The sequence below is a fragment of the Sphingomonas sp. BT-65 genome (assembly GCF_026107375.2).
Taxonomy (GTDB): domain Bacteria; phylum Pseudomonadota; class Alphaproteobacteria; order Sphingomonadales; family Sphingomonadaceae; genus Sphingomonas.
On the sequence record NZ_JAPCIA010000001.1, the window covers coordinates 2530044 to 2551245 of the forward strand.

General features: G+C 68.3%; 23 protein-coding genes and 1 other RNA gene. 11 read left to right on the forward strand and 13 right to left on the reverse strand.

The features are described 5' to 3' along the window. Positions 1-29 precede the first annotated feature (29 nt). On the forward strand, positions 30-1100 hold the full coding sequence (locus OK349_RS12130; RefSeq protein ID WP_265118058.1) for an NAD(P)-dependent alcohol dehydrogenase: 1071 nt from the start codon (positions 30-32) through the stop codon (positions 1098-1100). A gap of 49 nt (positions 1101-1149) precedes the next feature. Further along, on the forward strand, positions 1150-2298 hold the full coding sequence (locus OK349_RS12135) for a serine hydrolase domain-containing protein (RefSeq protein WP_265118059.1): 1149 nt from the start codon (positions 1150-1152) through the stop codon (positions 2296-2298). On the opposite strand, the gene ssrA is transcribed toward OK349_RS12135, so the two are convergent. After that, positions 2299-2684, reverse strand: a transfer-messenger RNA (tmRNA) gene (gene ssrA / locus OK349_RS12140). It abuts the gene before it with no gap. Positions 2685-2762: 78 nt separating this feature from the next. Here ssrA and OK349_RS12145 point away from each other — a divergent pair. Continuing rightward, complete coding sequence (locus tag OK349_RS12145; protein ID WP_265118060.1) at positions 2763-3194, forward strand: RrF2 family transcriptional regulator; 432 nt, start codon at positions 2763-2765, stop codon at positions 3192-3194. Here OK349_RS12145 and mscL read toward each other — a convergent pair. Then, positions 3191-3625, reverse strand: coding sequence for a large conductance mechanosensitive channel protein MscL (mscL, locus tag OK349_RS12150; RefSeq protein ID WP_265118061.1), 435 nt, complete (start codon positions 3623-3625; stop codon positions 3191-3193). The two genes, OK349_RS12145 and mscL, sit on opposite strands and share 4 nt — an antisense overlap. 146 nt (positions 3626-3771) lie before the next feature. Here mscL and OK349_RS12155 point away from each other — a divergent pair, with 146 nt between their 5' ends. From OK349_RS12155 to OK349_RS12175, 5 genes are read left to right on the forward strand one after another with little or no spacing between them, the layout of a single operon-like run. Next, positions 3772-4356 (forward strand): LemA family protein, encoded by a 585-nt coding sequence (locus tag OK349_RS12155; protein ID WP_265118062.1) that lies wholly within the window; start codon positions 3772-3774, stop codon positions 4354-4356. A 24-nt stretch (positions 4357-4380) separates the two neighbouring features. Further along, positions 4381-4884 carry a TPM domain-containing protein gene (locus tag OK349_RS12160; RefSeq protein ID WP_265118063.1) on the forward strand — a complete coding sequence of 168 codons (504 nt, stop codon included), beginning with the start codon at positions 4381-4383 and terminating at the stop codon, positions 4882-4884. Next, the gene (locus tag OK349_RS12165; RefSeq protein ID WP_265118064.1) at positions 4881-5696 is read left to right on the forward strand and encodes a TPM domain-containing protein; all 816 of its coding nucleotides are present in this window, start codon (positions 4881-4883) and stop codon (positions 5694-5696) included. The genes OK349_RS12160 and OK349_RS12165 overlap by 4 nt, the downstream gene beginning before the upstream one ends. Then, positions 5696-6370, forward strand: coding sequence for a TPM domain-containing protein (locus OK349_RS12170; protein ID WP_265118065.1), 675 nt, complete (start codon positions 5696-5698; stop codon positions 6368-6370). Before OK349_RS12165 ends, OK349_RS12170 begins: the two co-directional genes overlap by 1 nt. Further along, positions 6367-6900: an NUDIX hydrolase gene (locus OK349_RS12175; protein WP_265118066.1), complete on the forward strand. Its 534-nt coding sequence runs from the start codon at positions 6367-6369 to the stop codon at positions 6898-6900. The genes OK349_RS12170 and OK349_RS12175 overlap by 4 nt, the downstream gene beginning before the upstream one ends. Here the strand turns inward: OK349_RS12175 and OK349_RS12180 are convergent. Genes OK349_RS12180 through hrpB form a run of 3 tightly spaced genes read right to left on the reverse strand, consistent with a single transcriptional unit; the run spans position 6882 to position 9978 of the window. Next, complete coding sequence (locus OK349_RS12180) at positions 6882-7232, reverse strand: nuclear transport factor 2 family protein (RefSeq protein WP_265118067.1); 351 nt, start codon at positions 7230-7232, stop codon at positions 6882-6884. The two genes, OK349_RS12175 and OK349_RS12180, sit on opposite strands and share 19 nt — an antisense overlap. Continuing rightward, positions 7229-7510 (reverse strand): ETC complex I subunit, encoded by a 282-nt coding sequence (locus OK349_RS12185; RefSeq protein ID WP_265118068.1) that lies wholly within the window; start codon positions 7508-7510, stop codon positions 7229-7231. The genes OK349_RS12180 and OK349_RS12185 overlap by 4 nt, the downstream gene beginning before the upstream one ends. 11 nt (positions 7511-7521) lie before the next feature. Next, on the reverse strand, positions 7522-9978 hold the full coding sequence (gene hrpB / locus OK349_RS12190) for an ATP-dependent helicase HrpB (protein ID WP_265118069.1): 2457 nt from the start codon (positions 9976-9978) through the stop codon (positions 7522-7524). 90 nt (positions 9979-10068) lie between these two features. Here hrpB and OK349_RS12195 point away from each other — a divergent pair, with 90 nt between their 5' ends. Further along, a complete protein-coding gene (locus OK349_RS12195; RefSeq protein ID WP_265118070.1) occupies positions 10069-10281 on the forward strand; it encodes a hypothetical protein in 213 nt (70 codons plus the stop codon). A gap of 3 nt (positions 10282-10284) precedes the next feature. On the opposite strand, the gene OK349_RS12200 is transcribed toward OK349_RS12195, so the two are convergent. Next, positions 10285-11310 (reverse strand): polyprenyl synthetase family protein, encoded by a 1026-nt coding sequence (locus tag OK349_RS12200; protein WP_265118071.1) that lies wholly within the window; start codon positions 11308-11310, stop codon positions 10285-10287. Between the two features lie 193 nt (positions 11311-11503). On the opposite strand from OK349_RS12200, the gene OK349_RS12205 reads away from it, so the two are divergent. After that, on the forward strand, positions 11504-11794 hold the full coding sequence (locus OK349_RS12205) for a chorismate mutase (protein WP_265118072.1): 291 nt from the start codon (positions 11504-11506) through the stop codon (positions 11792-11794). 104 nt (positions 11795-11898) lie between these two features. After that, positions 11899-14784 (forward strand): TonB-dependent receptor, encoded by a 2886-nt coding sequence (locus OK349_RS12210; protein WP_265118073.1) that lies wholly within the window; start codon positions 11899-11901, stop codon positions 14782-14784. 3 nt (positions 14785-14787) lie between these two features. Here the strand turns inward: OK349_RS12210 and OK349_RS12215 are convergent, their stop codons facing one another. From OK349_RS12215 to OK349_RS12245, 7 genes are all read right to left on the reverse strand, one after another. Then, on the reverse strand, positions 14788-15693 hold the full coding sequence (locus OK349_RS12215; protein ID WP_265118074.1) for a flagellar motor protein MotB: 906 nt from the start codon (positions 15691-15693) through the stop codon (positions 14788-14790). A gap of 2 nt (positions 15694-15695) precedes the next feature. After that, on the reverse strand, positions 15696-16559 hold the full coding sequence (gene motA / locus OK349_RS12220) for a flagellar motor stator protein MotA (RefSeq protein ID WP_265118075.1): 864 nt from the start codon (positions 16557-16559) through the stop codon (positions 15696-15698). Positions 16560-16841: 282 nt separating this feature from the next. Next, positions 16842-17750 (reverse strand): flagellin N-terminal helical domain-containing protein, encoded by a 909-nt coding sequence (locus tag OK349_RS12225; protein WP_265118601.1) that lies wholly within the window; start codon positions 17748-17750, stop codon positions 16842-16844. A gap of 5 nt (positions 17751-17755) precedes the next feature. Further along, a complete protein-coding gene (flgK, locus tag OK349_RS12230) occupies positions 17756-19090 on the reverse strand; it encodes a flagellar hook-associated protein FlgK (protein ID WP_265118076.1) in 1335 nt (444 codons plus the stop codon). Continuing rightward, complete coding sequence (locus tag OK349_RS12235) at positions 19087-19407, reverse strand: rod-binding protein (RefSeq protein ID WP_265118077.1); 321 nt, start codon at positions 19405-19407, stop codon at positions 19087-19089. Before OK349_RS12235 ends, flgK begins: the two co-directional genes overlap by 4 nt. Then, on the reverse strand, positions 19404-20507 hold the full coding sequence (locus OK349_RS12240; RefSeq protein ID WP_372340557.1) for a flagellar basal body P-ring protein FlgI: 1104 nt from the start codon (positions 20505-20507) through the stop codon (positions 19404-19406). The genes OK349_RS12235 and OK349_RS12240 overlap by 4 nt, the downstream gene beginning before the upstream one ends. 2 nt (positions 20508-20509) lie before the next feature. Next, complete coding sequence (locus tag OK349_RS12245) at positions 20510-21199, reverse strand: flagellar basal body L-ring protein FlgH (protein ID WP_265118079.1); 690 nt, start codon at positions 21197-21199, stop codon at positions 20510-20512. Between the last annotated feature and the right edge of the window lie 3 nt (positions 21200-21202).

Consider the following 21202-nt stretch of genomic DNA (forward strand, 5'->3'; position numbering starts at 1 on the left):
CATTCCTCCGACAAAAAAGGGATCTTCCCATGCCCAGCCAAGTCCTGGCCTATGCCGCGCAATCGGCGACCACCCCGCTTGCCCCGTTCAGCTTCGACCGGCGCGACGTCCAGCCCGACGACGTCGCGATCGAGATCCTGTTCTGCGGCGTGTGCCATTCGGACCTCCACACCGCGCGCAGCGAGTGGGACGGCACGATCTTTCCCTGCGTCCCCGGCCACGAGATCGTCGGGCGGGCGAGTGCGGTGGGCAGCGAGGTGACAAAGTTCGCGGCCGGCGACCTGGTCGGCGTCGGCTGCATGGTCGACAGCTGCGGCACCTGCCCCTCATGCCATGACGGCGACGAGCAATATTGCGAGGGGACTGGCTTCGTCGGCACCTATAACGGGCCGGACAAGCATCTCGGCGGCCACACCTTTGGCGGCTATTCGGACAGGATCGTGGTCAAAGAGAGCTTCGTGTTGCGCATCGGCCAAGACGAGGCCGATCTCGCCGCGGTCGCGCCGTTGTTGTGCGCGGGCATCACCACCTATTCGCCGCTCAAGCATTGGGGCGCCGGGCCGGGCAAGAAGGTCGGCGTGGTCGGCATTGGCGGTCTCGGCCATATGGGCGTCAAGATCGACGCGGCGATGGGCGCGCATGTCGTCGCCTTCACAACTTCGGAGAGCAAGCGTGGCGACGCGCTTGCGCTGGGCGCACATGAGGTCGTGGTCTCGCGCAACGCGGAGGAAATGGCGGCGCACGCCAACAGCTTCGACTTCATCCTCAACACGGTGGCGGCGAGCCACGATCTCGACGCGTTCACCGCGCTGTTGAAGCGCGACGGCACGCTGACTTTGGTCGGCGTGCCCGAGCATGCGCACCCCTCGCCCTCGGTGATGAACCTGGTCTTCCGCCGCCGCGCGATCGCCGGATCGCTGATCGGCGGGATCGCCGAGACGCAGGAGATGCTCGATTTCTGCCAGGCCCACGGCCTTGTCGCGGACATCGAGATGATCGCGATGCAGGACATCGACGCCGCTTATGACCGGATGGTCAAGGGCGATGTCAAATACCGCTTCGTGATCGACATGGCCTCGCTCGAGGGTGCGGTCGCCTGACCCGGCGCAGGGGCTGGCGAGGCGCGCCAGCCCCTGCCATCATCGCGCGATGCGCCATCTGTTCCTGCTGCTCGCGCTGGCGAGCGTCGCGGTCTGTCCGCCAGCGGCGGCCCAAGCGGAGGTACGCGTCGCCTTCGACCTGCGCGGCGAGACCGGGATGCGTGCCGCAGGCGTCGCCGATCGCGCGACCGGCCGCCCCGTCACCGCCGACGATCCGGTGCGGATCGCGAGCATCTCCAAGCTGGTGGTCGCGCTGGGCGTGATGCGGATGGTCGAAGCGGAGCAGCTCGACCTCGACCGTGATGTGAGCGAGGTGCTCGGCTGGCAGGTGCGCAACCCGGCCTTTCCCGATGTGCCGGTGACACTGCGGCAGCTCCTCTCGCACCGTTCGGGACTGATCGACCCCGAGGAATATCGCGTGCCGCTGGGCGACCGGCTGGCCGACATGGTGGCGCGGTCGCAGCTCTGGGACGCCGGGCACCGGCCGGGCGCGTACTTCCGCTACGCAAATATTGGCTTTCCGGTGATCGCGAGCGTGATGGAGAAGGCCAGCGGCGAGCGCTTTGATCGTCTCATGCAGCGGCTGGTGCTGGCACCGCTCAAGCTCGACGCCTGCTTCAACTGGTCGACGTGCAGCGATGCGAAGATCGCGCGCCACGTGGTGCTGTATCGCGCGACTGGTGAGGTGGCGCTGGACGATCTGCGCGGCAAGCGGCCGGACTGCCCGGCGATCGTCAAGGCGGGGTGCGATCTCGCCGGATATCGGCTGGGGGAGAATGGCGCGCTGTTCTCGCCGCAGGGCGGGTTGCGCGCATCGATGCGCGATCTCGCGGTGATCGGGCGGATGCTGCTGCAGGGCGGCGGGAGCTTCCTCAGCCGCAAGTCGATCGCCGAGCTGGAGCGCGTGGCGTGGCGGTTCGACGGGACGAACGGGGATACGTCGAACGGTTTCTATTGCCGGTACGGGCTCGCGGTGACGACGCTGCCGACGGCGCGGGACGGGTGTTCCGACGATCTGTTCGGGGACAGGCGCACGCGTGTGGGGCATGCCGGTGAGGCCTATGGGCTGCGTTCGGGGTTGTGGATCGATCGCGCGAAGGAAACGGGCGTGGCGTTCTTCGCGACGGCGACGCCGGGCGACAGCAAAGGCGTCACGGCGTTCAGCCGGGAAGAGGAACGGCTCGCGCGGGAGAAGTGAAGTGGGGAGCTTCTGTTGCCCGGTGCTCCCCGTACCGCTGGAATCCGCTTCTGTTGCCCGGTGCGGTCCAACCGCGCATTTTAGAGTAATCTTAGGCCGTTAAGCCGTGGGATTACGCCGCAATAGCGAGTGCTTCGTTATCGTTGGCACTTGTGTGTATGGGCCGTCGCGGTGGTCCCATTCCGAACGAAAACAGCGCTTTTCAACACACGTCGATCCTGGTTCGGCCCCGTCAGAAACGGTGTCCAGTACACCACCGATTATGGTGGAGCCGCCGGGTACTGCCCCCGGGTCCGCTGCGTCTATTGCACGCCGCACTTTATCGTCATAGCCGGGCGAACCCGGCACCTCCCAATATAGGAAGCGCAAATCCGATTGAAAAGAGCGGGATTTGGCGTCGTTTGCGTACCAAAAAACAAATCAAGGCCTTGTGAAGGCCATAAAGGGGGAGCAAATAACATGCCATGCTTACCCAGCGTTCCCGTTATGCCCTGCGCGCCATGCTGTTCCTGGCGAAGCAGCCGCGGGACGGCGCGCCGACGCCGATGACCCGCATCGCCGCCGAGGCGAACGTGCCGCGCAAGTTCCTCGAGCTGATCCTCGCCGACCTGCGTGAGGCAGGATTCCTCGATTCGACGCGCGGCAAAATGGGCGGCTATCGCCTCGCGCGGCCCAACCACCTCATCTCATTGGGCGAGATCATCCGCGTCATTGAGGGGCCACTGGCGCTGGTGCCGTGCGTCAGCCGCACCGCCTATCGCCCGTGCCTCGACTGCAAGGACGAAGCCGCCTGCGCGATCCGCCACGCGATGGCGCGCGTGCGCGACGAGACCGCGCGGATCCTCGACGGCACCAGCCTTGCGGACGCCACCGCCGAGGAGCTGGCGGCGGCCTAGGCCGCGGCGTTGCGCTTCTTCAGCTCGTCGCGAATCTCGCGGAGCAGCACGACATCGGCTGGATCCTCGGCCGCCGCGGCCTGCGTCGCCGGGACGATACGGTTCACCGCGCGGATCAGCAGGAAGATGATGAAGGCGATGATCAGGAAGTTCACCGACTGGGTGATGAACTCGCCATAGCCGAACAGCGGCACGCCGGCCTTTTTGAGCGCGGCATAGTCGGTCGAGCCCTGAAGGTTCGCCGGCACCTCGCCCAGCACCAGGAAATAGCTCGAGAAATCGAGCCCGCCGAAGATCTTGCCGATCACCGGCATGATGATGTCCTCGGTCAGCGAGGTCACGATCTTGCCGAATGCCGCGCCGATGATGACCGCGACGGCGAGGTCGAGCACATTGCCGCGCGCGATGAAGGCCTTGAATTCGTTGATCATGGACGCACCCCTGTACTGTCTGTGCGGAGCGAGGGTAACCGTGCGATTCCGGGGCGGCAACCCGGCTTTCCATTGCGAAGCGGCGCGGCGTCCCCTACCTTCGCAGGTGTCGTATCGATGCGACACACTTGGAGGGATGTTTCGACATGAAGCTTCGTCTCGTTGCTGCGCTGGTTTCCGCCGCCCTGCTGTCGGCCTGCGGGCTCAACAGCGTGCCCACTGCCGAGGAAGCGGCGAAGGCGAAATGGGCCGAGGTGCAGAACCAGTATCAGCGCCGCGCCGACCTGATCCCCAACCTCGTCTCGACCGTCCGTGCCGCCGGCGCGCAGGAGAAGTCGATCCTGGTCGAGGTGACCCAGGCGCGCGCCGCCGCCACTCAGGTGCGCGTCAGCGACGCCGATCTGACCGACCCGGCCAAGGTCCAGGCGTTCGACCGCGCGCAGAATGCGGTCACGCTGTCGCTGCAGCGGCTGCAGGAAGCCTATCCCGAGCTCAAGAGCCAGGCCAATTATGCGACGCTGATGACTCAGCTCGAGGGCACCGAGAACCGCATCGGCATCTCGCGCCGCGACTATAACGAGGCGGTGCAGAGCTATAACACCACCATCCGTACCTTCCCCGACGCGATCGGCGCCAAGATTTTCTACGGCGCCAAGCCGATGACCCCGTTCCAGGCGACCACGCCGGGGGCGGAGACGGCACCGAGCGTGAATTTCGGAAACGAGAGCTGAGCCGCCGCTGACGGAGCGGAGGCGATGATGCATCGCGCTGTCCTGCTGGCCGCCATCGTCCTGATCGGTTGCGGGAGTAAATCGGAAGGGAGCGCGCCGCGCGACCTGCCCGCGCTGACTGGGCGCGTGGTCGACAAGGCCGATTTGCTGCCGCCCGACAAGGAAGGACTGCTGACTCGTGAATTGGCGGCGGCGGAAAAGAAGACGCGTGCGCAGTTCGTTGTGGTCACTCTGCCGAGCCTCGGTGGCCGGCGCATCGAGGACGTCGGTGTCGAATTGGGGCGTGCATGGGGAGTCGGGCGCTACGATATCGACGATGGCGTGATGCTGATCGTCGCGCCGACCGAACGCAGGGTGCGGATCGAGGTCGGCTACGGCCTGGAGGGTGTACTGCGCGACGAAGAAGCGATGGCGATCATCACCGACCGCATTATGCCGCGATTCAGGCAAGGTGACATGGCCGCCGGGATTATGGATGGAAGCGCCGCGATCATTCGAGAAATCGACGTGCCGGGAGCAACCCCATGAGGCCGCTGTATCTGTTCCTCGCCCTCATGCTCGCGGTGCTGGCCGGCACCGCGGCGCAGGCGCAGACCTTCCCCAAGCTGACTGGCCGGGTGGTCGATGCCGCCAATCTGCTCAGCCCCGAGCAGGAAGCGCAGCTGACCGCGATGTCGGACGCGACCGAGAAGGCCACGGGGCGGCAGCTGGTCGTCGCCACCGTGCCCGACCTGCAGGACTATCCGATCGAGGATTTCGGCTACAAGCTCGGCCGCGCGTGGAAGATCGGCCAGTCGGAGGCCGACAACGGCATCATCCTGCTGGTCGCACCCACCGAGCGCAAGGTGCGGATCGAGGTCGGCTATGGCCTCGAGCCGATCATGACCGACGCGCTCTCCGGCATGATCATCCGCGACACGATCCTGCCGGCCTTTCGCAGCGGCGACATGGGCGGCGGTATCGTCGCGGGCGCGAACGCGATCAACGAGCAGCTCAAATTGCCGCTCGAAGCCGCCGAGGTGCGCGCCAAGCAGCTCGTCGACGCGGGCAGCCGTCAGCGATCGCGCGGCGGTGGCGCGAACTGGTTCGTGATCGCCTTCTGGATCTTCGTCGTCCTGACGGTGGTGCTGCCGATCGTGATCGGCGCGGCGCGTGGCAAGAAATACCGGGGTGGCCATGCCCCGGTGGTGATCTGGGGCCCGGGCTGGGGCGATGGCGGTTCCTCCTGGGGCGGGTCGTCTTGGGGAGATGGCGGCGGATCGTCCTGGGGCGGTGGAGGCGGTGGCTTCTCGGGCGGCGGCGGGTCGTTCGGCGGCGGCGGCGCATCGGGGGGCTGGTGATGACACGGCGGTTCACGAGTGATGAGCATGGCCAGGTGACCGCCGCGGTCGCCGGGGCTGAACGCGGCACCGACAGCGAGATCGTGACGATCGTCACCGACTGGTCGGACCATTATCACGACGTCTCGCTCTATTATGCGGCGGCGGCGATGCTCGCGGCGCTGGGGCTGTTCGCGGCCTTTCCGGGGTTGCTCGATGCCAAGCTGGCGTTTTTCACTGGCGGGTGGGGAGAGGCCGATCGGCACATCCAGCTCGCGCTGCTGGTGGTGGTGCAGGCCGTGCTGTTTCTTGTCGTGCGCTTCGGGTTCGAGGCGCTGCCGTTCCGCGGGCTGCTGATCCCGTCGGCGGTGCGCGGGCGGCGGGTGCGGCGGCGCGCGGTGCAATTCTTCAAGGCGAGCGCGGAGAAGCGCACCGCCGCGCGCGTCGGCGTGCTGCTCTATCTGAGCCTCGCCGAGCACCGCGCCGAGATCGTCGCCGACGAGGCGATCGTCGCCAAGGTCGACGATGCGGTGTGGGGCGAGGCGATGGTGGCGCTGATCGACCGCATCCGTGCGGGCGATCCGGCGGGCGGGATGGCGGCGGCGGTGGCGCAAATTGGCACGGTGCTGGCGCAGTACTTCCCCAAGACCGAGGCCGACGCCAACGAGCTGCCCGACCGGCTGATCGAGCTGTGAGCCTCCCCGATGCCGACGCCCCGGTCGAGACCGTCTGGCAGGGCAAGTTCATCACCGCGAAGAAGCAGGGCCGCTGGGAATATGTTGCACGCGCCCGCGGTATCCGCGCCGCGGTGATCGTGGCGATCGACGCGGCGGGGCAACTGATCCTGGTCGAGCAATATCGCGTTCCGCTCGGCCGCGCCTGCCTCGAACTTCCGGCAGGGCTGGTCGGCGACGAGACCGATGACGAACCCGTGGAGATCGCGGCGGCACGCGAGCTGGAGGAGGAGACCGGCTATCGCCCGGGGCGGGTCGAATCGCTCGGCGAATATTTCTCCTCGCCCGGCATGGTCAGCGAGAGCTTCACGCTGGTGCGGGCGCATGACCTGGTCCGCACCGGCGAGGGCGGCGGGGTGGAGGGCGAGGGCATCACCGTGCATCGCGTGAAGCTCGCGCAAGTGCCCGATTTCGTCGCGGATTGCCGGGCGCGCGGGATGGCGATCGACGTCAAGCTGCTGCTGGTGCTGGGTCAGTCGTTGCTGGCGTAGAGCCGCTCGAAGCTCAGGCGATCCCAATAGCCGCGCTGCATTCGGATGAGACCGTCGACCACGTGGAAGAAGCCGCAACCGCGGAACCCCTTGGGGTCCTGCCACTCCATCGCTGCCCACTCACCGTCGGCCATGCGGTTGACCGGGATGCAGACCATCTGCGCCGCCGCGAATTCGGCCGCGAACATCGCGCGGATCGCATCGCGGCCGGCGACCGGCGCATTGGCGACCTGATGATTGACCGCATCGTCATGGTAGAGCGCGGCGAGCGCATCGGCGTCGGCCGCGTTGAATGCTGCGATCCAGCGGTCGAGCAGCTCGGCCGGGGTCACCGGAAATTGTCGGCGTAGGCCTGGAGCTTGAGCTTGCGCTGCGGCGCGGGGACGACGTGGAAGGCGATCCCCTCCCGCGTCGCATAGTCCTGCGCGGCCTCGAGCGTCGGGAAATTGAGGCGCAGCTGATTGCGCGTGTCGCCCGAGCCGGCCCAGCCGGTCAGTGGGTCGGGGCGCTGCTGTTCGCCAGGATTATATTCGAGCACCCAGCGATCGGTGCGGAAACGGCCCGACTGCATGGCGTTCTTCGGGCGCTGATAGATGCGTGCGGTGGACATGGATTGGCCCTTTATCGCGATCCGGCGCGCCGCGCATCCGCATTTTTGGTGCGCAGCGTAGCGCTGGCGGCGGCGGGGTCGTCGGGCCAGGGGTGGCGGGGATAGCGGCCCCGCATCTCCTTGGCGACATCGGCCCAGCTGCCCTTCCAGAAACCGGGCAGGTCGCGCGTCGTCTGGATCGGACGGCCGGCGGGTGAGGTGAGCGAAAGCACGAGCGGGGTGCCGTTGCCCAGAGCAGGGTGCGTCGCCAGACCAAACAGCGCCTGCACGCGCAGCTCGACGGTGGGGCCACCTTCAGCGGCATAGTCGATCTCGTGAGTCGAGCCCGCCGGGGTCTCGAAGCGGGCGGGGGCGAGCCGGTCGAGCTGCCTCTGCCCGTCCCAGCCGAGACGATTCTGCAGCGCCTGGGTCAGTGCTTCGGCTGGAATGGCGTCAAGGCGGCGCTTGCCGGCGAGCAGTGGCGGCAACCAGTCGTCGAGCTCGGCCAGCAGTGCTGTATCGGATAGCGCGTCGAGCCCGGCATAAGCGGCGCGGGTGCGCAGCGCGCACGCGGTCGCGGACCAGGGCAGCAAGTCGAGGCCGTGTGTGCGTACGCCTTCGAGCAGCGCGGCGGCGATCTCGCCCGGATCGGCGGCGGTGTCGGGGCCCGAGGAGAGACGGATCGCCCCGAGACGGCGTTCGCGCGCCGCTTCGACGCGGCCGGTGGCGGGATCGAAGCGGACAGTGCGGCGTGTTTCGATGCGGTGGCCGAACAGCGTTTCGATGCTGGCCGCGTCGATCGGTGCGGCGGCGAGGATGCGCGCGCCCGCGGCCATGCCCTGCGTTTCGGCCACCGCCAGCCACTCGTGGCGGGCGAGCGTAGAGGTGGGATCGAGCCGGAAGCCGCGGCCACCGGCCGAGGCCCAGGTCTCCCCCGAGGCGTCGCGGCGGCGGGCGATGCGGTCGGGAAAGGCGAGCGCGACGCACGCGGCAACCGCTTCTGACGAGCCCGGGTCGAAGGCGGGCGCCGGGGCGTCGGAGACGAACTTCGCCCAGCGCTCTGCGAGGCGGCGCGCATTATCGGCGCGCTGGCCGTGCTCAGTGCGCCAGCGGCGCAGGCGGTGCTCGAGATCGGCGTCGGGGCCGCCCAGGCCGCGCTCGCCGAGCAGCACCGCGACTTGCGCGGCGGTCGTCCCGAGGCCGATTTCGCCTGCCCGCGCCAACATGTGGCCGAGGCGCGGCGGGAGGGGCAGGCGCGCGATCGCCTTGCCGTGCGCGGTGGGGCGGCCGTCGGGGTCGAGCGCTTCGAGCGCGGCGAGGCGGGCACGCGCCTCTTGCACCGCGGCTTCGGGCGGCGGGTCGAGCCATTGCAGCTCCCGCGGGTCGGCGACGCCCCACAGTGCGCAATCGAGGGTCAGCGCGGAGAGGTCGGCTTCGAGGATCTCGGGCGGATCGAAGCGCGGCAGGCCGGCGGTGGCGGCGGCTTCCCACAGGCGATAGGCGATGCCTGGCCCCTGGCGCGCGGCGCGGCCGGCGCGCTGGGTCACCGCGGCCTGGCTCGCGCGCTCGGTGACGAGGCAGGTCATGCCCGCGGCGCGATCGTAGCGCGGGCGGCGGGCGAGGCCCGAGTCGACGACGATGCGGATGCCGTCGAGGGTGAGCGAGGTCTCGGCGATCGACGTCGCGAGCACGATCTTGCGCCTGCCCTGCGGATCGGGGGCGATCGCGGCGCGCTGCGCGGCCGGGTCGAGGCTGCCGTGGAGCTTGTGGAGGACGGTGCCGGGCGGCGGGTCGAGACGTTCTGCGGTGCGCTCGATCTCGGCGACGCCGGGGAGGAATGCGAGGATGCCGCCATCGCGTTCCCGCAGTGCCTGCCGGATCGCGGCGGCGACCGAATCCTCGATCCGCGCTTCCGCGGCGCGGCCGAGATGGCGCAGCTCGAGCGGATGGCTACGTCCCTGACTCTCGATCACCGGCGCGTCCCCCATCAGGGTGGAGAAGCGCGCGCCGTCGAGCGTGGCCGACATCGCCACCAATCGCAGATCAGGCCTCAGCGCGGCCTGGGCGTCGAGCGCAAGGGCAAGGCCGAAATCGCTATCGAGGCTGCGCTCGTGCACCTCGTCGAACAGCACAGCGGAGACGCCGGCCAGATCGGGATCGGCCTGGATGCGGTTGACGAAAATCCCCTCGGTGACGACGGTTACGCGAGTCTCGCCCGAGCGGCGCGTGTCCATCCGGGTGGCGTAGCCAAAGGTCTTGCCGACAGGCTGGCCGGTAAGCGACGCCATCCGCTCGGCCGCGGCACGTGCGGCCAGCCGGCGCGGGGAGAGCAGCAGGATCTCGCCGGTGCACCATGGCTCTGACAGCAGCGCCGGGGCGACCGCGGTGGTCTTGCCCGCGCCCGGTGGCGCGACCAGCACGGCATTGCTCCGCGCACGGAGCGCGGCGAGCAGATCGGGCAGCACGGCATGGATCGGGAGGTCGGTCACGAGCCGGCTCTACGCGGTTCACCGCAATGCTTGAAGCCTCATGGCACCCAATCGCGTCACGCGCGTTGCGGGGTTCGAAGGAGACATCGCATGGCAAAAGGACTTTCCACGTTCAGCGTCACCGCCGACGGCAAGGGCGACTATCTGATCAGCATCGAGGACGAGGACGGCGAGACCACCGAGTTCACCGCGAGCTATGAGCAGCTCGACCTGATCAGCGAGTCGATCGACGATGCGCTGGACGATGACGAGGAAGATGCGCTCGGCGTCGATGAGGAAGCGGACGAGGAAAGCGAGGCCTGAGGGTCAGTACGCGCGGGCGACCGCGAACTCGACCGCTTCGATCATCGCGTCCTTGGCGGCGCTGGCCGGGAAGATGCCGAGCGCGTCGATCGCGCGCTGGCCGTAGTGGCGCGCGCGCGCGAGCGTATCGTCGACGGCGCGGCTCGAGCGGACGAGGGTGACCGCGTGCGCGAAATCCGCGTCGTCGGTGCGGCGGCCGAGCACGGCTTCCTTCCAGAAGGCGCGGTCGGCCTCGCTGCCGCGGGCATAAGCGAGGATGACGGGGAGCGTCATCTTGCCCTCGCGGAAATCATCGCCGGCGTCCTTGCCCATCGTCCCGGCGTCCGAGACATAGTCGATCGCGTCGTCGACCAGCTGAAAGGCGATGCCGAGATTGCGGCCATAGGCGTCGAGCGCGGCCTCCTCCGACTCAGGCCGTTCGGCGACCACCGCGGCGATGCGGCAGGCGGCGGCGAACAACACGGCGGTCTTGGCGCCGATGATCTCGAGATAGCGCTCCTCGGCCAGATCGATGCGGCGCGCGGCGGTGAGCTGGTTGACCTCGCCCTCGGCGATCACGGCGCTCGCGTTGGAGAGGATCTTGAGCACCTTGAGGCTGCCGTCCTCGACCATCAGTTCGAAGCTGCGGCTGAACAGGAAGTCGCCGACCAGCACGCTCGCCGGATTGCCCCAGATGAGGTTGGCGGTGCGCTTGCCGCGGCGCAAGTCCGATCCGTCGACGACATCGTCGTGGAGCAGCGTCGCGGTGTGGATGAACTCGACCGCGGCGGCGAGCCGGTGGTGGCGCGCGCCCGAATAGTCGAGCAGCCGCGCGCTCGCCAGCGTCAGCATCGGCCGCATGCGCTTGCCGCCGCCCGCGATGAGATGCCCGGCGAGCTCCGGGATCAGCGGGATCTGCGACTGCATCCGGTCGAGGATCACGGCGTTGACGAGGTTCATGTCCGCCGCGACCAGCGCGATCATGGGCTCCAGCGAAGGGTCGGTGCCACGGCCGTTGCGGGGGCCAATGTTGTGAACGGTCGCGCTCATGCTGGGCGCGATGTGGCTGCAACGCAGGCGAAAGGCAAGTGCGCAGGGCTTGCGCGCGGGTGAAAGCGGCGCAAGAAGGCGCGCGAGCTTCAACGAGGCGGCACCAGCCCGCTCCCCCACCCGGCCACCCAACGGCAGTATCATGTGGGTGGCCGGGTGGGGGAGCGGGCTGGTGCCGCGAAAGGGAACACCAATGAGCGACGAGACGCTGCAACGCTATCGCCAGAGCATCGACCGGATCGACGCCGCGCTCGTCTTCCTGCTCGCCGAGCGCTTCCAGATCACTCAGGCGGTGGGGCGCCACAAGGCCGAGACCGGGCTGCCGCCCGCCGATCCGGGGCGCGAGGAACGCCAGATCGCGCGGCTGCGCGAGCTGGCGGCGCAGGCCGACCTCGATCCCGAATTCTCCGAGAAGTTCCTACGCTTCATCATCGACGAGGTGATCCGCCACCATGCGCGGCTGCAGGGTCACGACGCCGGCTGAAGCATTCAGGCCGCACTAATTTTTCGGGGCGGCACATTTTTGCGACAAGTCATACTTATTGAGACGACGGACGGTTATGTGGGCCGGACGAGCGGGAGGGACGAATGCGGCGCGCGGCGTGGATGGTAACGGGGTTGATCGCCACGGTGGCGCCCACGGCGATGGCCGCTGCGCAGCAGGCGCCGGCATCGGCACAGGAAGGGACACCTCCCGCTCCGGACGCCAGCGGCGACGTGGGGGAGGAGATCGAAGGCGAGGAGGTCGTCGTCACCGGCCAGCTGCGCGGCGCGGTGCCGGGCGACGTCAAGCCGGAGGTTATCCTCAATCCGGCCGACATCCGTGCCTATGGTGCGTCGAACGTCGGCGAGCTGATCGAGCAGCTCGCGCCGCAGCTCGGCAGCGGCGCCGGGCGCGGCGGCGAGCAGCCAGTGATCCTGCTGAGCGGGCGGCGGTCGAGCCTCAACGAAGTGCGCCAGCTCCCGCCCGAGGCGATCGAGCGCATGGACATCCTGCCCGAGGAAGCCGCGCTCCGCTATGGCTATGGCGCCACGCAGAAAGTGATCAACTTCGTGCTGCGGCGGCGTTTCCAGGCGATCACGGCCGAAATCCAGGGTGAGACGCCGACCGCCGGAGGCAATTCCGGCGTCGATGCCGAGATGAGCATCCTCAAGCTCAATCGCGATGGCCGGGTGCAGATCAACGTCGAATATGACCAGAATTCGGGGATATTGGAGAGCGAACGCGGCGTCTCGCGTTCGTCGACCTCGCTGTTCGACACACGGGGCAACATCACCGGCTTCAACGGCGGCGAGATCGATCCGGCGCTGAGCGCGGCCGCGGGAACGCTGGTGACGGTCGCGGGCGTGCCCGATGGCGCCGCAGGCGGTCCACAAAGCCTTGGCGCATTCGCCGCCAATGCCAACCGCGCCAATGTGAACGGCCCCTCCGCCTACCGAACCCTGGTGAGCCCGCAGCGCGAGCTCGTCATCGGCGGTCTCGTCAGCCGGACGCTGTCGCCCACGGTCCGTGCGACGGCGAACGTGCGCCTGGAAGCGCGGCAGAGCGAATCGCTGCTCGGCCTGCCGACCGCGACGCTGGAGCTCCCTACGGGCAATCCCTTCTCGCCCTTCACCACCGATGTGCAGCTGCTGCGCTATCTCGACAATCTGGGGCCGCTGACGCGATCGGACGACCGCAAGAACTTGCAGGGCCAGTTCAGCATCAATGGCGATGGCTCGCCCTGGTCGAGCAAATGGAACTGGTCGGTCACCGGCGACTACAACCGCAACTGGTCGGAAACGCACACCACGCGGGGCGTGGACGTGCGCGGCGCGCAGGCGCTGCTCGACGCAGGCGATCCCGCGTTCAACCCGTTTGCGCCGCTTCCGCTGAGCGCGCTCGCGATCCGGCCATCGGACATCAGCCGCTCGGAATCGAGCCGGGCGCAAGTCGACATGCTTACCAACGGAGCGCTGTTCCGGATGCCGGCGGGCGAGGTCAATACCAGCCTCCGCGTCGCGGGAAGCATGAGCGACCTGTCCAGCAGCTCGCTTCGTTCAGGCGTGTTCCGCGCGGGGGATATCTCGCGCGATATTGCGACCGCGCGGGGCAACATCAGCGTGCCGATCGCCAACCGGAATGCGGGCGTGTTGAGCGCGCTCGGCAATCTTTCGGTGACCGCGAATTTCGAGGTTAACCACCTCTCCGATTTCGGCAGGCTGACCGCTTCGGGCTATGGCGTGAACTGGAATCCGATCAACGAGATCCGGCTGATCGCCAACTGGACCTTCGACCGCTCCGCGCCAGAGCCCGGACAGCTCGGCGATCCGGTGATCACGACGCCGAACGTGCGGACGTTCGATTACGTGCGCGGCGAAACCGTCGACATCACCCGTATCACCGGCGGCAATCCGCTGCTGCGCGCCGACCGCAGCAGGGTCATGCGGCTTGGCGCCCAGATTCGTCCGTTGTCGGATGTCGATCTCAGCATCGATGCCAGCTACACGCGGCGACGTTTCCGTGACGAGACCCAGAACTTCCCGGGTGCCACTGCGGAGACCGAGGCGGCGTTCCCCGAGCGGTTCGTCCGTGACGGTTCCGGCCGATTGCTCAGCATCGATGCACGGCCGGTCAACTACAGCAGTTCGCAACGGTCCCAGTTCAGCTGGGGGATCAATTTCGGCGTGTCGCTGCCCTCGCCGGCCCAGAAGCGCCGACAGGCGGAGTTCGCCGCGTTCCGCGAGGCAATGGCGGAGTCACGGCGCACTGGTGAGCCGCTGCCGCCCGAAATGGTGGCGCGCGCTGACGAGTTCCGCCGTATGGGGCAGCAAAGTGTGTTCGGCGGCAACCAACGCGGGCGCCAGGCCGAAGGGCAACGCCAGGATCAAGGCCAACGCGCAGGCGAAGGGCAAGGTGAAAGCCGTGGCCCGGGGCCGGGCGCGGGCCGCGGCGGCGGTCGCTTCGGCGGGCCCGGCGGTGGTGGTGGTCGCTTCGGCGGCGGTGGGGGCGGTGGTGGCGGCAACCGGTTGAATCTCAGCGTCAGGCACACCTGGCTGATCGAGGACAAGGCAGTGATCCGGCCCGGACTGCCCGCGATCGACCGGCTGAACGGTGAGACGACACGGCCGGCGCATCTGGTGGAAGCGCGGTCCAATCTGCGCTTCGACTGGCTTCGCGCCTCGATGATCGGGAACTGGCGCAGCGCCTCGCAGCGCACCATCGGGCCGCTCGGCAGCACGTCGCGGTTGGATTATGCCAGCTTGGCGACGCTCAATCTCGAGGTCGGGATCCGGCCTGCCGACTATCGCGATCTCGGCCGCAAGCACCTCTGGCTGCGCAACACCCAGGTCGAGCTCGGCGTGGTCAACCTGTTCGACGCGCGTCAGCGGGTGACCGACGAGAACGGCGTGACCCCGGCCGCGTTCGCGCCGAACATCCTCGATCCGACCGGCCGGGTAGTCCGGCTGTCAATCCGCAAGCAGCTGTTCTGACCGTTACCGGTCCAGCTTGCTCTTGCGATAGAGCAACGTGATCGCCACGCGCCGGTTGCGCGGATCGGCGGGGTCGGTCTTGATCAGCGGCTCGCGATCGGCGACGCCCTCGATCCGCTCGAAGCGGGGCTCGGCGACGCCGCCCGCGGCGAGGCGGCGGCGGGTCTCTTCCGAACGCGCGCTGGAGAGCATCCAGTTGTTCATGTTCTGCGGGTCGCCATAGCCGAGGCTGTCGGTATGGCCGCGGATCATGATCGGGTTCTCCGATTGCGCGACCGATTCCGCCACCATCGCGACGAGCTTCGCCGCCTCGGGCACGAAGCTGGTCGTGCCGAGCGCGAACATCGAATAATCGGCATTGTCCATGAGATCGATGCGCATGCCGTCGCGCGTCGGCACGAAGCGGACATGCTTGCCGAGCTTGGCGAGACCGGGCGTGGTCTTGATGCGCCGCTCGATCTCCGCCTTCATCTTGGCGAAGCCCTTGCGGTCGGCGGCGTCCATCGCCTCCTTGTCCTTGAGGCTGCCCTTCTCGCCGGTGCCGACGCGATCGCCGCCCGCCGCGCCGGCGGGGATCGTCATCGATCGCGTGCCGGTCTGCTTGGCCATGGTCGGGTAATTGTCCTTGCCCTGCAGCGCGTCGCCGCCGAGCAGGCCGTTGGAGCCGGCGCTGTTCTGCTTGAACTCGATCAGCGTGGGCGCGAAATAGTCGGCGAGCGCCTTGCGCTGCTTCTCGTTGGTCGCGCCGAGCAGCCACATCAGCAGGAAGAACGCCATCATCGCGGTGACGAAGTCGGCATAGGCGACCTTCCACGCGCCGCCGTGATGGCCGCCGCCACCCTCGACATAGATCTTCTTGACGATGATCTTGGGCGGCAGCTTCGCCGCATGTGGCGCCCTGGCCGTCATGCTTACCTACCGCGCAGGCCGTCGAACACTTCGGCGAAGCCCGGCTGGTTGTGGTGTGCGATGCCCGAGCGCGCGGCCTCGATCACCAACGGCTGCGGATGGCCGTGGAGCGAGGCGATGATGATCTGCTTGACCGTGTGGTAGATCGCGGCGTCGGCGTCGATGATCTGCTTGAGACGCCCCGCCAGCGGACCGACCAGACCATAGGCGAGCAGCACGCCGAGGAAGGTGCCGACCAGCGCCGAGCCGATCATCGCGCCGAGGATCGCCGGCGGCTTGTCGATCGAGCCCATCGTCTTCACCACGCCGAGCACCGCGGCGACGATGCCGAGCGCCGGCAGCGCGTCGGCGAGGCCCTGGAGCGCGTGCTGGGGCTCCTCGACCTCGTGGTGATGGGTCTTGATCGCATTGTCCATCACCTCCTCGACCGCGTGCACGTCGAGCGTGCCCGACGAGACGACGACGAGGCGCAGCGTGTCGGAGATCAGGTTGACCAAAGTCTTGTCGGCGAGCAGGCGGGGATACTCGGCGAAGATGGCGGAGGATTTGGGATCCTCGACATGCGGTTCGAGCGCGATCGGGCCGTCGACGCGCAGCATCTTCATCAGCTTGCTGACAAGGAAGATGACGTCGAGATAATCCTGCTTCTTGTATTTGGGGCCCTTGAGCACCTTCATGAAACCGCCGCCGAGCGCTTTCAGCTCGCGGCCGCTATTGCCGATGATCAGCGCGCCGAGGGCAGCACCGCCGATGATCAGCATCTCGTGTGGAAGTGCGTGAAGCACGGGCTCGAGCGCGCCGCCGGTGATGGCGAAGCCGCCGAACACCATGGCGATGAGGACGACGAAACCGATTGCTGGAAACATGACTTCGCTCGCTACCCCCCGGCGCTGCTTGGTTACTTCTAGAAACGGCAGCGCGGGCCGGAACTTGAGCGGAAAAGCGCTAGAATATGGTTAACAGGACGCTGATCGGCTGCCGACGCGATGTGCCGGAAGCTGTCAAAGCTCACACTACGTCCCCCCCGACTTGCCCTCCACCCGACGTGATCGCACCGAGGAAGCGCGAAAAGGGAGACGAGAAGCATCGTGGAACAAAAACAGAACAAATCCAACATTGCAAGCTGAAGTTGCGGAGGGCGTTCCGGCTCAGCGCAGGTAATCGAACAGCGACATACCCGTGAGCTTGGTGAAGCTCGCCTGGGTCGCCTGCAGGATCGTCAGCGTCTTCTGCAGCTCGGCGATCGCGGTCGAGGTGTCGATCTCCTCGAGGCCACTGCGCGTCGCCTCGCGCGCGGTGTCGACATCGACGAGACGCTCCGCCTCGAGATCCATGCGGAAGGCACGCGCGCCGACCGAAGCGCGGGTGGTGCCGAGCTGGTCGAGCGCGGCGTCGAGATCGGTCATCGCGGTCTCGACCCCGCCGGGCTCCGCGCTGGGCTGGAGCGCGGCGGCGAAGGCGTTGAGGATCGCGAACATGTCCGTAGCGCCGTTCGCGCCTGGAATGTCACCAAAGGCGCGGGCGCCGGTCTCGGTCGCGGCGATCTCGACGCCGTCGCCGACGGGTATCGGTGCGGCCTCGCCCGAGCCGACATAGGCGATCGAGCCGCCGGGCTGGCGGGCATAGGCAGCATCGCCGGCCGCGCCGCCGAACAGCGGCTGGCCGCGGCTGTCCTTGCCGTTCACCACGCCGAGCAGGTCGGTGATGATCGCCTCGACCTCTTTCAGGATCGCGGCGCGGCCCTCGGGCGTCACCGTCTCGCTGTTGGCCTGGATGGCGAAGGCCTTGGCGCGCTGGAGCTGGGTCTCGACGGTCTCGAGCGCGGCGTCGGTCGATGCGAGCAGCGATTGCGCCATCTTGACGTTCTCGCCGTACACACCGTCATCGGACGCGGCGCGCTTGAGGCCCGAAAGCTGCTGCCAGCCCGAGGCGCTGTCCGACGGCGCGAGGATCTTCTTGCCGGTCGCGATCTGGATCTGCAGCCGGTCAGCCTGACTGGTCAGGCTCCTCATCAGCAGCGAGGGCCGGTCATAGGTCTGGGTGGTCGTCACGCGCATCGCGGTCACCGGATGTTGAAGATGGCGTCGAGCGTCTCGCGCGCGACCTGGATGACGCGGCTCGACGCCTGATAGGCTTGCTGGAAGCGGATCAGGTCGACGGCTTCCTCGTCGACATTGACGCCAGCGAGCGAATCGCGCGCCGCGGCGGCGTTGCTGCGGATCGTCGACTGTACCTCGGCGATCGAGCGGCGGCCGGCGAGTGCGCTGGCATTGTCGGTGGTGAGCGTGGTGAGCTTGCCCTCGAACTTGCCGTCGGTGCGCAGCGCGGCGAGGTTGGCGAGATTGCCGTTGCTGCGCTCGCCCCCGCCCGGCGCCGCGGCGGCGATACCGCGCGGGTCGTCGAGCACGAGCTTGAAGTCGGATGCGCCGGTCGCGCTGAACATCGCCGCGCCGGCAGTGCCGTCGAGATCCTCGCCGCCCGCCTGCACGGCGTTGACGCCATTGGCGAGATCGACGGCGATGCGGTCGAGCGCGTCGCGCGCGTCGGCGATGCGCGCCGCGCCCTCGGCGATGCCGGCAAGCGCGCCGCCGCTCGGGCTCAGCGCATGGCTGCCGTCGATGCCGTAGACGGCGAAGGAGGTGGCGCCGCCGGGGCCGCGGGGATAGGTCGCGACCGCGGCCTGATCGCCCTGGACGAGCAGCGGGCCGCCCGAGCCGGCCTTGACGGTGGCGCGGCCGGCAGCGTCGAAGCTGACGCCAACATCGGTGAGCGCGCTCATCGATTCGAGCAGCCGGTCGCGCTCGTCGAGCAAAGCCGCCTGCGAACTGGTGCCTTGCGCGACGCGGCCGAGCGAGGAATTGACCTTGGCGAGGCTCGCGGTGAGCGTGTTGAGCTGGCCGGCCATCGCATCGGCACCGGCGTCGAGATCGGCGAGCGCACCGTCGAGCGCCGCGCCGGTGCCGGCAAAGGCACTGGCGAGCCCGGCCGCCGCCTGGAGCGTGGTCGCGCGCGGGGCGCTGGCCGAGGGATCGGCGGCGAGCGCGGTTGCAGCATTGAAGAAGGCGGTGAGGCGCTCGTCGAGCTTGTTGCCGGTGAGCGCGCCCTCGATCCGGTCGAGCCACACCGCGCCGGCCTCGCTGCGCGCGAGGTCGGAGCCCGCGGCGCGGACCTCGGCGTTGCGGGTGTCGCTGGCGGCGCGGGTGATGCCGGTGACGGTGACGCCGAGGCCGTTGAGCACGCGGTTCGACCCGTCGCTCGGCGCGGCGACCTCACGCAGCGTGGCGACGCGGCGCGAATAGCCAGCGGTGCCGGCGTTGGCGATATTCTCCGACGTCGTGGTCAGCGCGCTCTGATAGGCGCGGACGCCGCTGGCGCCGATCGAGAGCATGTCGGTCATTCGGGCTTACCTTCCGGGGCCAGGTCGCCGGCCTTGGCGAGGAACGCGGTCATCGCCTTGCCGATGCCGATCGGCGTGTGCGCGGCCATGTTCTCGGCGAGCTTCTGGTCCTGCATGTCGCGGAACTGGTCGAGCGCCTGGCTTTCGAACAGGCTGTCGGCCAGCTTCGCCTTGCGCATCGAGGACAGCATCATCCTGGTGAAGATCGCCTCGAACTGCTCGCCCGCCTTGTCCAGATTGTCGCGCGTGCCGAGGCGGGCGGTGTCGGTCGAGACACTGCCGGAGAGCTTCGAAACGGGCGCGGGAATCTGGGTCACAGGACGATCAGCTCCGCCTTGAGCGCGCCGGCCTGCTTGAGCGCCTCGAGGATCGCGACGAGGTCGGCCGGCGACGCGCCGATCGCGTTCACCGCCTTGACCACATCGGCAAGCTTGGGACCAGGCTCCAGCAGGAACATCGGACGCTTCTCCTCCTCGACGCCGACCGCGCTGCGCTGTTCGACCGTGGTTTCCCCCTGGCTGAACGGCGCCGGCTGGCTGACGCGCTGGGATTCATCAATACGAACGGTGAGTTTACCATGCGTTACCGCGGCCGGGCTGACGCGGACGGCCGAGTTGATCACCACCGTGCCGGTGCGCGCGTTGACGATGACCTTGGCCGGCGCCTCGGCGGCGTCGACCGGGAGATTCTCGATCTCGCTCATGATCCGCGCCCGGGCGTCAGCGCCCGGCTGCGCCGTCACCGCGACCGACACGCCGTCGATCGCGCGCGCGGTGCCGAAGCCGAAGCGGCCGTTGATCGCATCCGCCACGCGCTGCGCGGTGGTGAAGTCCGAGCGGGCGAGGTTGTAGGTGAGATAGGGCGTGTCGGCGAAGCCGGTCTCGACCGCGCGCTCGACCGTCGCCCCTTCCGGGATGCGGCCCGAGGACGGGATGTTGACGACGATCTTCGAGCCGTCGGCCCCCTCAGCCCCCAGCCCGCCGACGGCGAGGTTGCCCTGCGCCATCGCATAGATCTGGCCGTCGGCACCGAGCAGCGGTGTCATCACCAGCGTGCCGCCGCGCAGCGACTTGGCCTTGCCCATCGACGAGACGGTGATGTCGAGCTTCTGCCCGGGCTTGGCGAAGGGCGGCAGCTCGGCGGTGATCATCACCACCGCGGCGTTCTTGAGCGCCGGGTTGACCCCGGGCGGCAGCGCCAGGCCGAAGCGGGCGGTGACGCCCTTCATGGACTGGACGGTATATTCGAGATTGTCGTCGCCCGTGCCCGGCAGTCCGACGACGATGCCGTAGCCGGTGAGCTGGTTCGAGCGGATGCCCTGGAACGCGCCCAGGTCCTTGATCCGCTCGGCCGCAACGGGCTGGGCGAACAGGATGGCGGCGAGCAGGGCAGCGAGGAAGCGGATCATGTCTCTCATCCTCAGAACGGGCTGATGACCTGGAAGAAGCGGTTGAGCCACCCCTGCCGGCTGGCGCGGGCGACATCGCCCTTGCCGGTGTAGGAAATGCGGGCGTCGGCGACGCGGGTCGAGGCGATGCGGTTGTTCGCATCGATGTCGCTCGGCCGGACTAGCCCCTTGATCTGGATGAACTCGTCGCCCCGGTTGAGCGTCACGCGCTTCTGCCCCTGCACGAGCATCGTACCGTTGGGATAGACTTCGGCAACGGTCACGCTGACCTCGCCCGACAGCGCATTCGCCTGGTCGGCGCTGCCCGCGCCCTTGAAGTTGCGCTTGCCGCTGACGCTGGCGTCGCTCTCCTTGAACAGCGACAATGCGCCGGTGGTCGGCGGGGTGATCGAGAAGCCGCCGCCGCTGTCGAGCTGCGAGCCGGCCGACTTGGACGCGCTGGTGCGCTCGGTCAGCACGATCGTCAGCGGATCGCCGACGCGGCGCGCGCGCGTGCCCTCGTGCAGCGCGGCATAGCCCTGGCTCGCCTGGAAGATCGAGCCATTGGCGGGCGCGACCGGCGCGGCGGGGGCCGGAAGAGTGACGCTGAAGTCCTCCTTCGGCTTCTTGCCGCCGAACAGCTGTGCCTTGGCGGGCTGCGCGGTGAAGGCGAGCACGGCGACGATGACGGCGCCGGTAGCGAGACCTGCGGCGAACTTCATGAC

Bases quoted from the DNA above. Each gene is read 5' to 3' on its own strand.
- OK349_RS12130 (WP_265118058.1), top strand. From the start codon at position 30: ATGCCCAGCCAAGTCCTGGCCTATGCCGCGCAATCGGCGACCACCCCG.
- OK349_RS12135 (WP_265118059.1), top strand. From the start codon at position 1,150: ATGCGCCATCTGTTCCTGCTGCTCGCGCTGGCGAGCGTCGCGGTCTGT.
- OK349_RS12145 (WP_265118060.1), top strand. From the start codon at position 2,763: ATGCTTACCCAGCGTTCCCGTTATGCCCTGCGCGCCATGCTGTTCCTG.
- mscL (WP_265118061.1), bottom strand. From the start codon at position 3,625: ATGATCAACGAATTCAAGGCCTTCATCGCGCGCGGCAATGTGCTCGAC.
- OK349_RS12155 (WP_265118062.1), top strand. From the start codon at position 3,772: ATGAAGCTTCGTCTCGTTGCTGCGCTGGTTTCCGCCGCCCTGCTGTCG.
- OK349_RS12160 (WP_265118063.1), top strand. From the start codon at position 4,381: ATGATGCATCGCGCTGTCCTGCTGGCCGCCATCGTCCTGATCGGTTGC.
- OK349_RS12165 (WP_265118064.1), top strand. From the start codon at position 4,881: ATGAGGCCGCTGTATCTGTTCCTCGCCCTCATGCTCGCGGTGCTGGCC.
- OK349_RS12170 (WP_265118065.1), top strand. From the start codon at position 5,696: ATGACACGGCGGTTCACGAGTGATGAGCATGGCCAGGTGACCGCCGCG.
- OK349_RS12185 (WP_265118068.1), bottom strand. From the start codon at position 7,510: ATGTCCACCGCACGCATCTATCAGCGCCCGAAGAACGCCATGCAGTCG.
- OK349_RS12195 (WP_265118070.1), top strand. From the start codon at position 10,069: ATGGCAAAAGGACTTTCCACGTTCAGCGTCACCGCCGACGGCAAGGGC.
- OK349_RS12200 (WP_265118071.1), bottom strand. From the start codon at position 11,310: ATGAGCGCGACCGTTCACAACATTGGCCCCCGCAACGGCCGTGGCACC.
- OK349_RS12205 (WP_265118072.1), top strand. From the start codon at position 11,504: ATGAGCGACGAGACGCTGCAACGCTATCGCCAGAGCATCGACCGGATC.
- OK349_RS12210 (WP_265118073.1), top strand. From the start codon at position 11,899: ATGCGGCGCGCGGCGTGGATGGTAACGGGGTTGATCGCCACGGTGGCG.
- OK349_RS12215 (WP_265118074.1), bottom strand. From the start codon at position 15,693: ATGACGGCCAGGGCGCCACATGCGGCGAAGCTGCCGCCCAAGATCATC.
- motA (WP_265118075.1), bottom strand. From the start codon at position 16,559: ATGTTTCCAGCAATCGGTTTCGTCGTCCTCATCGCCATGGTGTTCGGC.
- OK349_RS12225 (WP_265118601.1), bottom strand. From the start codon at position 17,750: ATGCGCGTGACGACCACCCAGACCTATGACCGGCCCTCGCTGCTGATG.
- flgK (WP_265118076.1), bottom strand. From the start codon at position 19,090: ATGACCGACATGCTCTCGATCGGCGCCAGCGGCGTCCGCGCCTATCAG.
- OK349_RS12240 (WP_372340557.1), bottom strand. From the start codon at position 20,507: ATGAGAGACATGATCCGCTTCCTCGCTGCCCTGCTCGCCGCCATCCTG.
- OK349_RS12245 (WP_265118079.1), bottom strand. From the start codon at position 21,199: ATGAAGTTCGCCGCAGGTCTCGCTACCGGCGCCGTCATCGTCGCCGTG.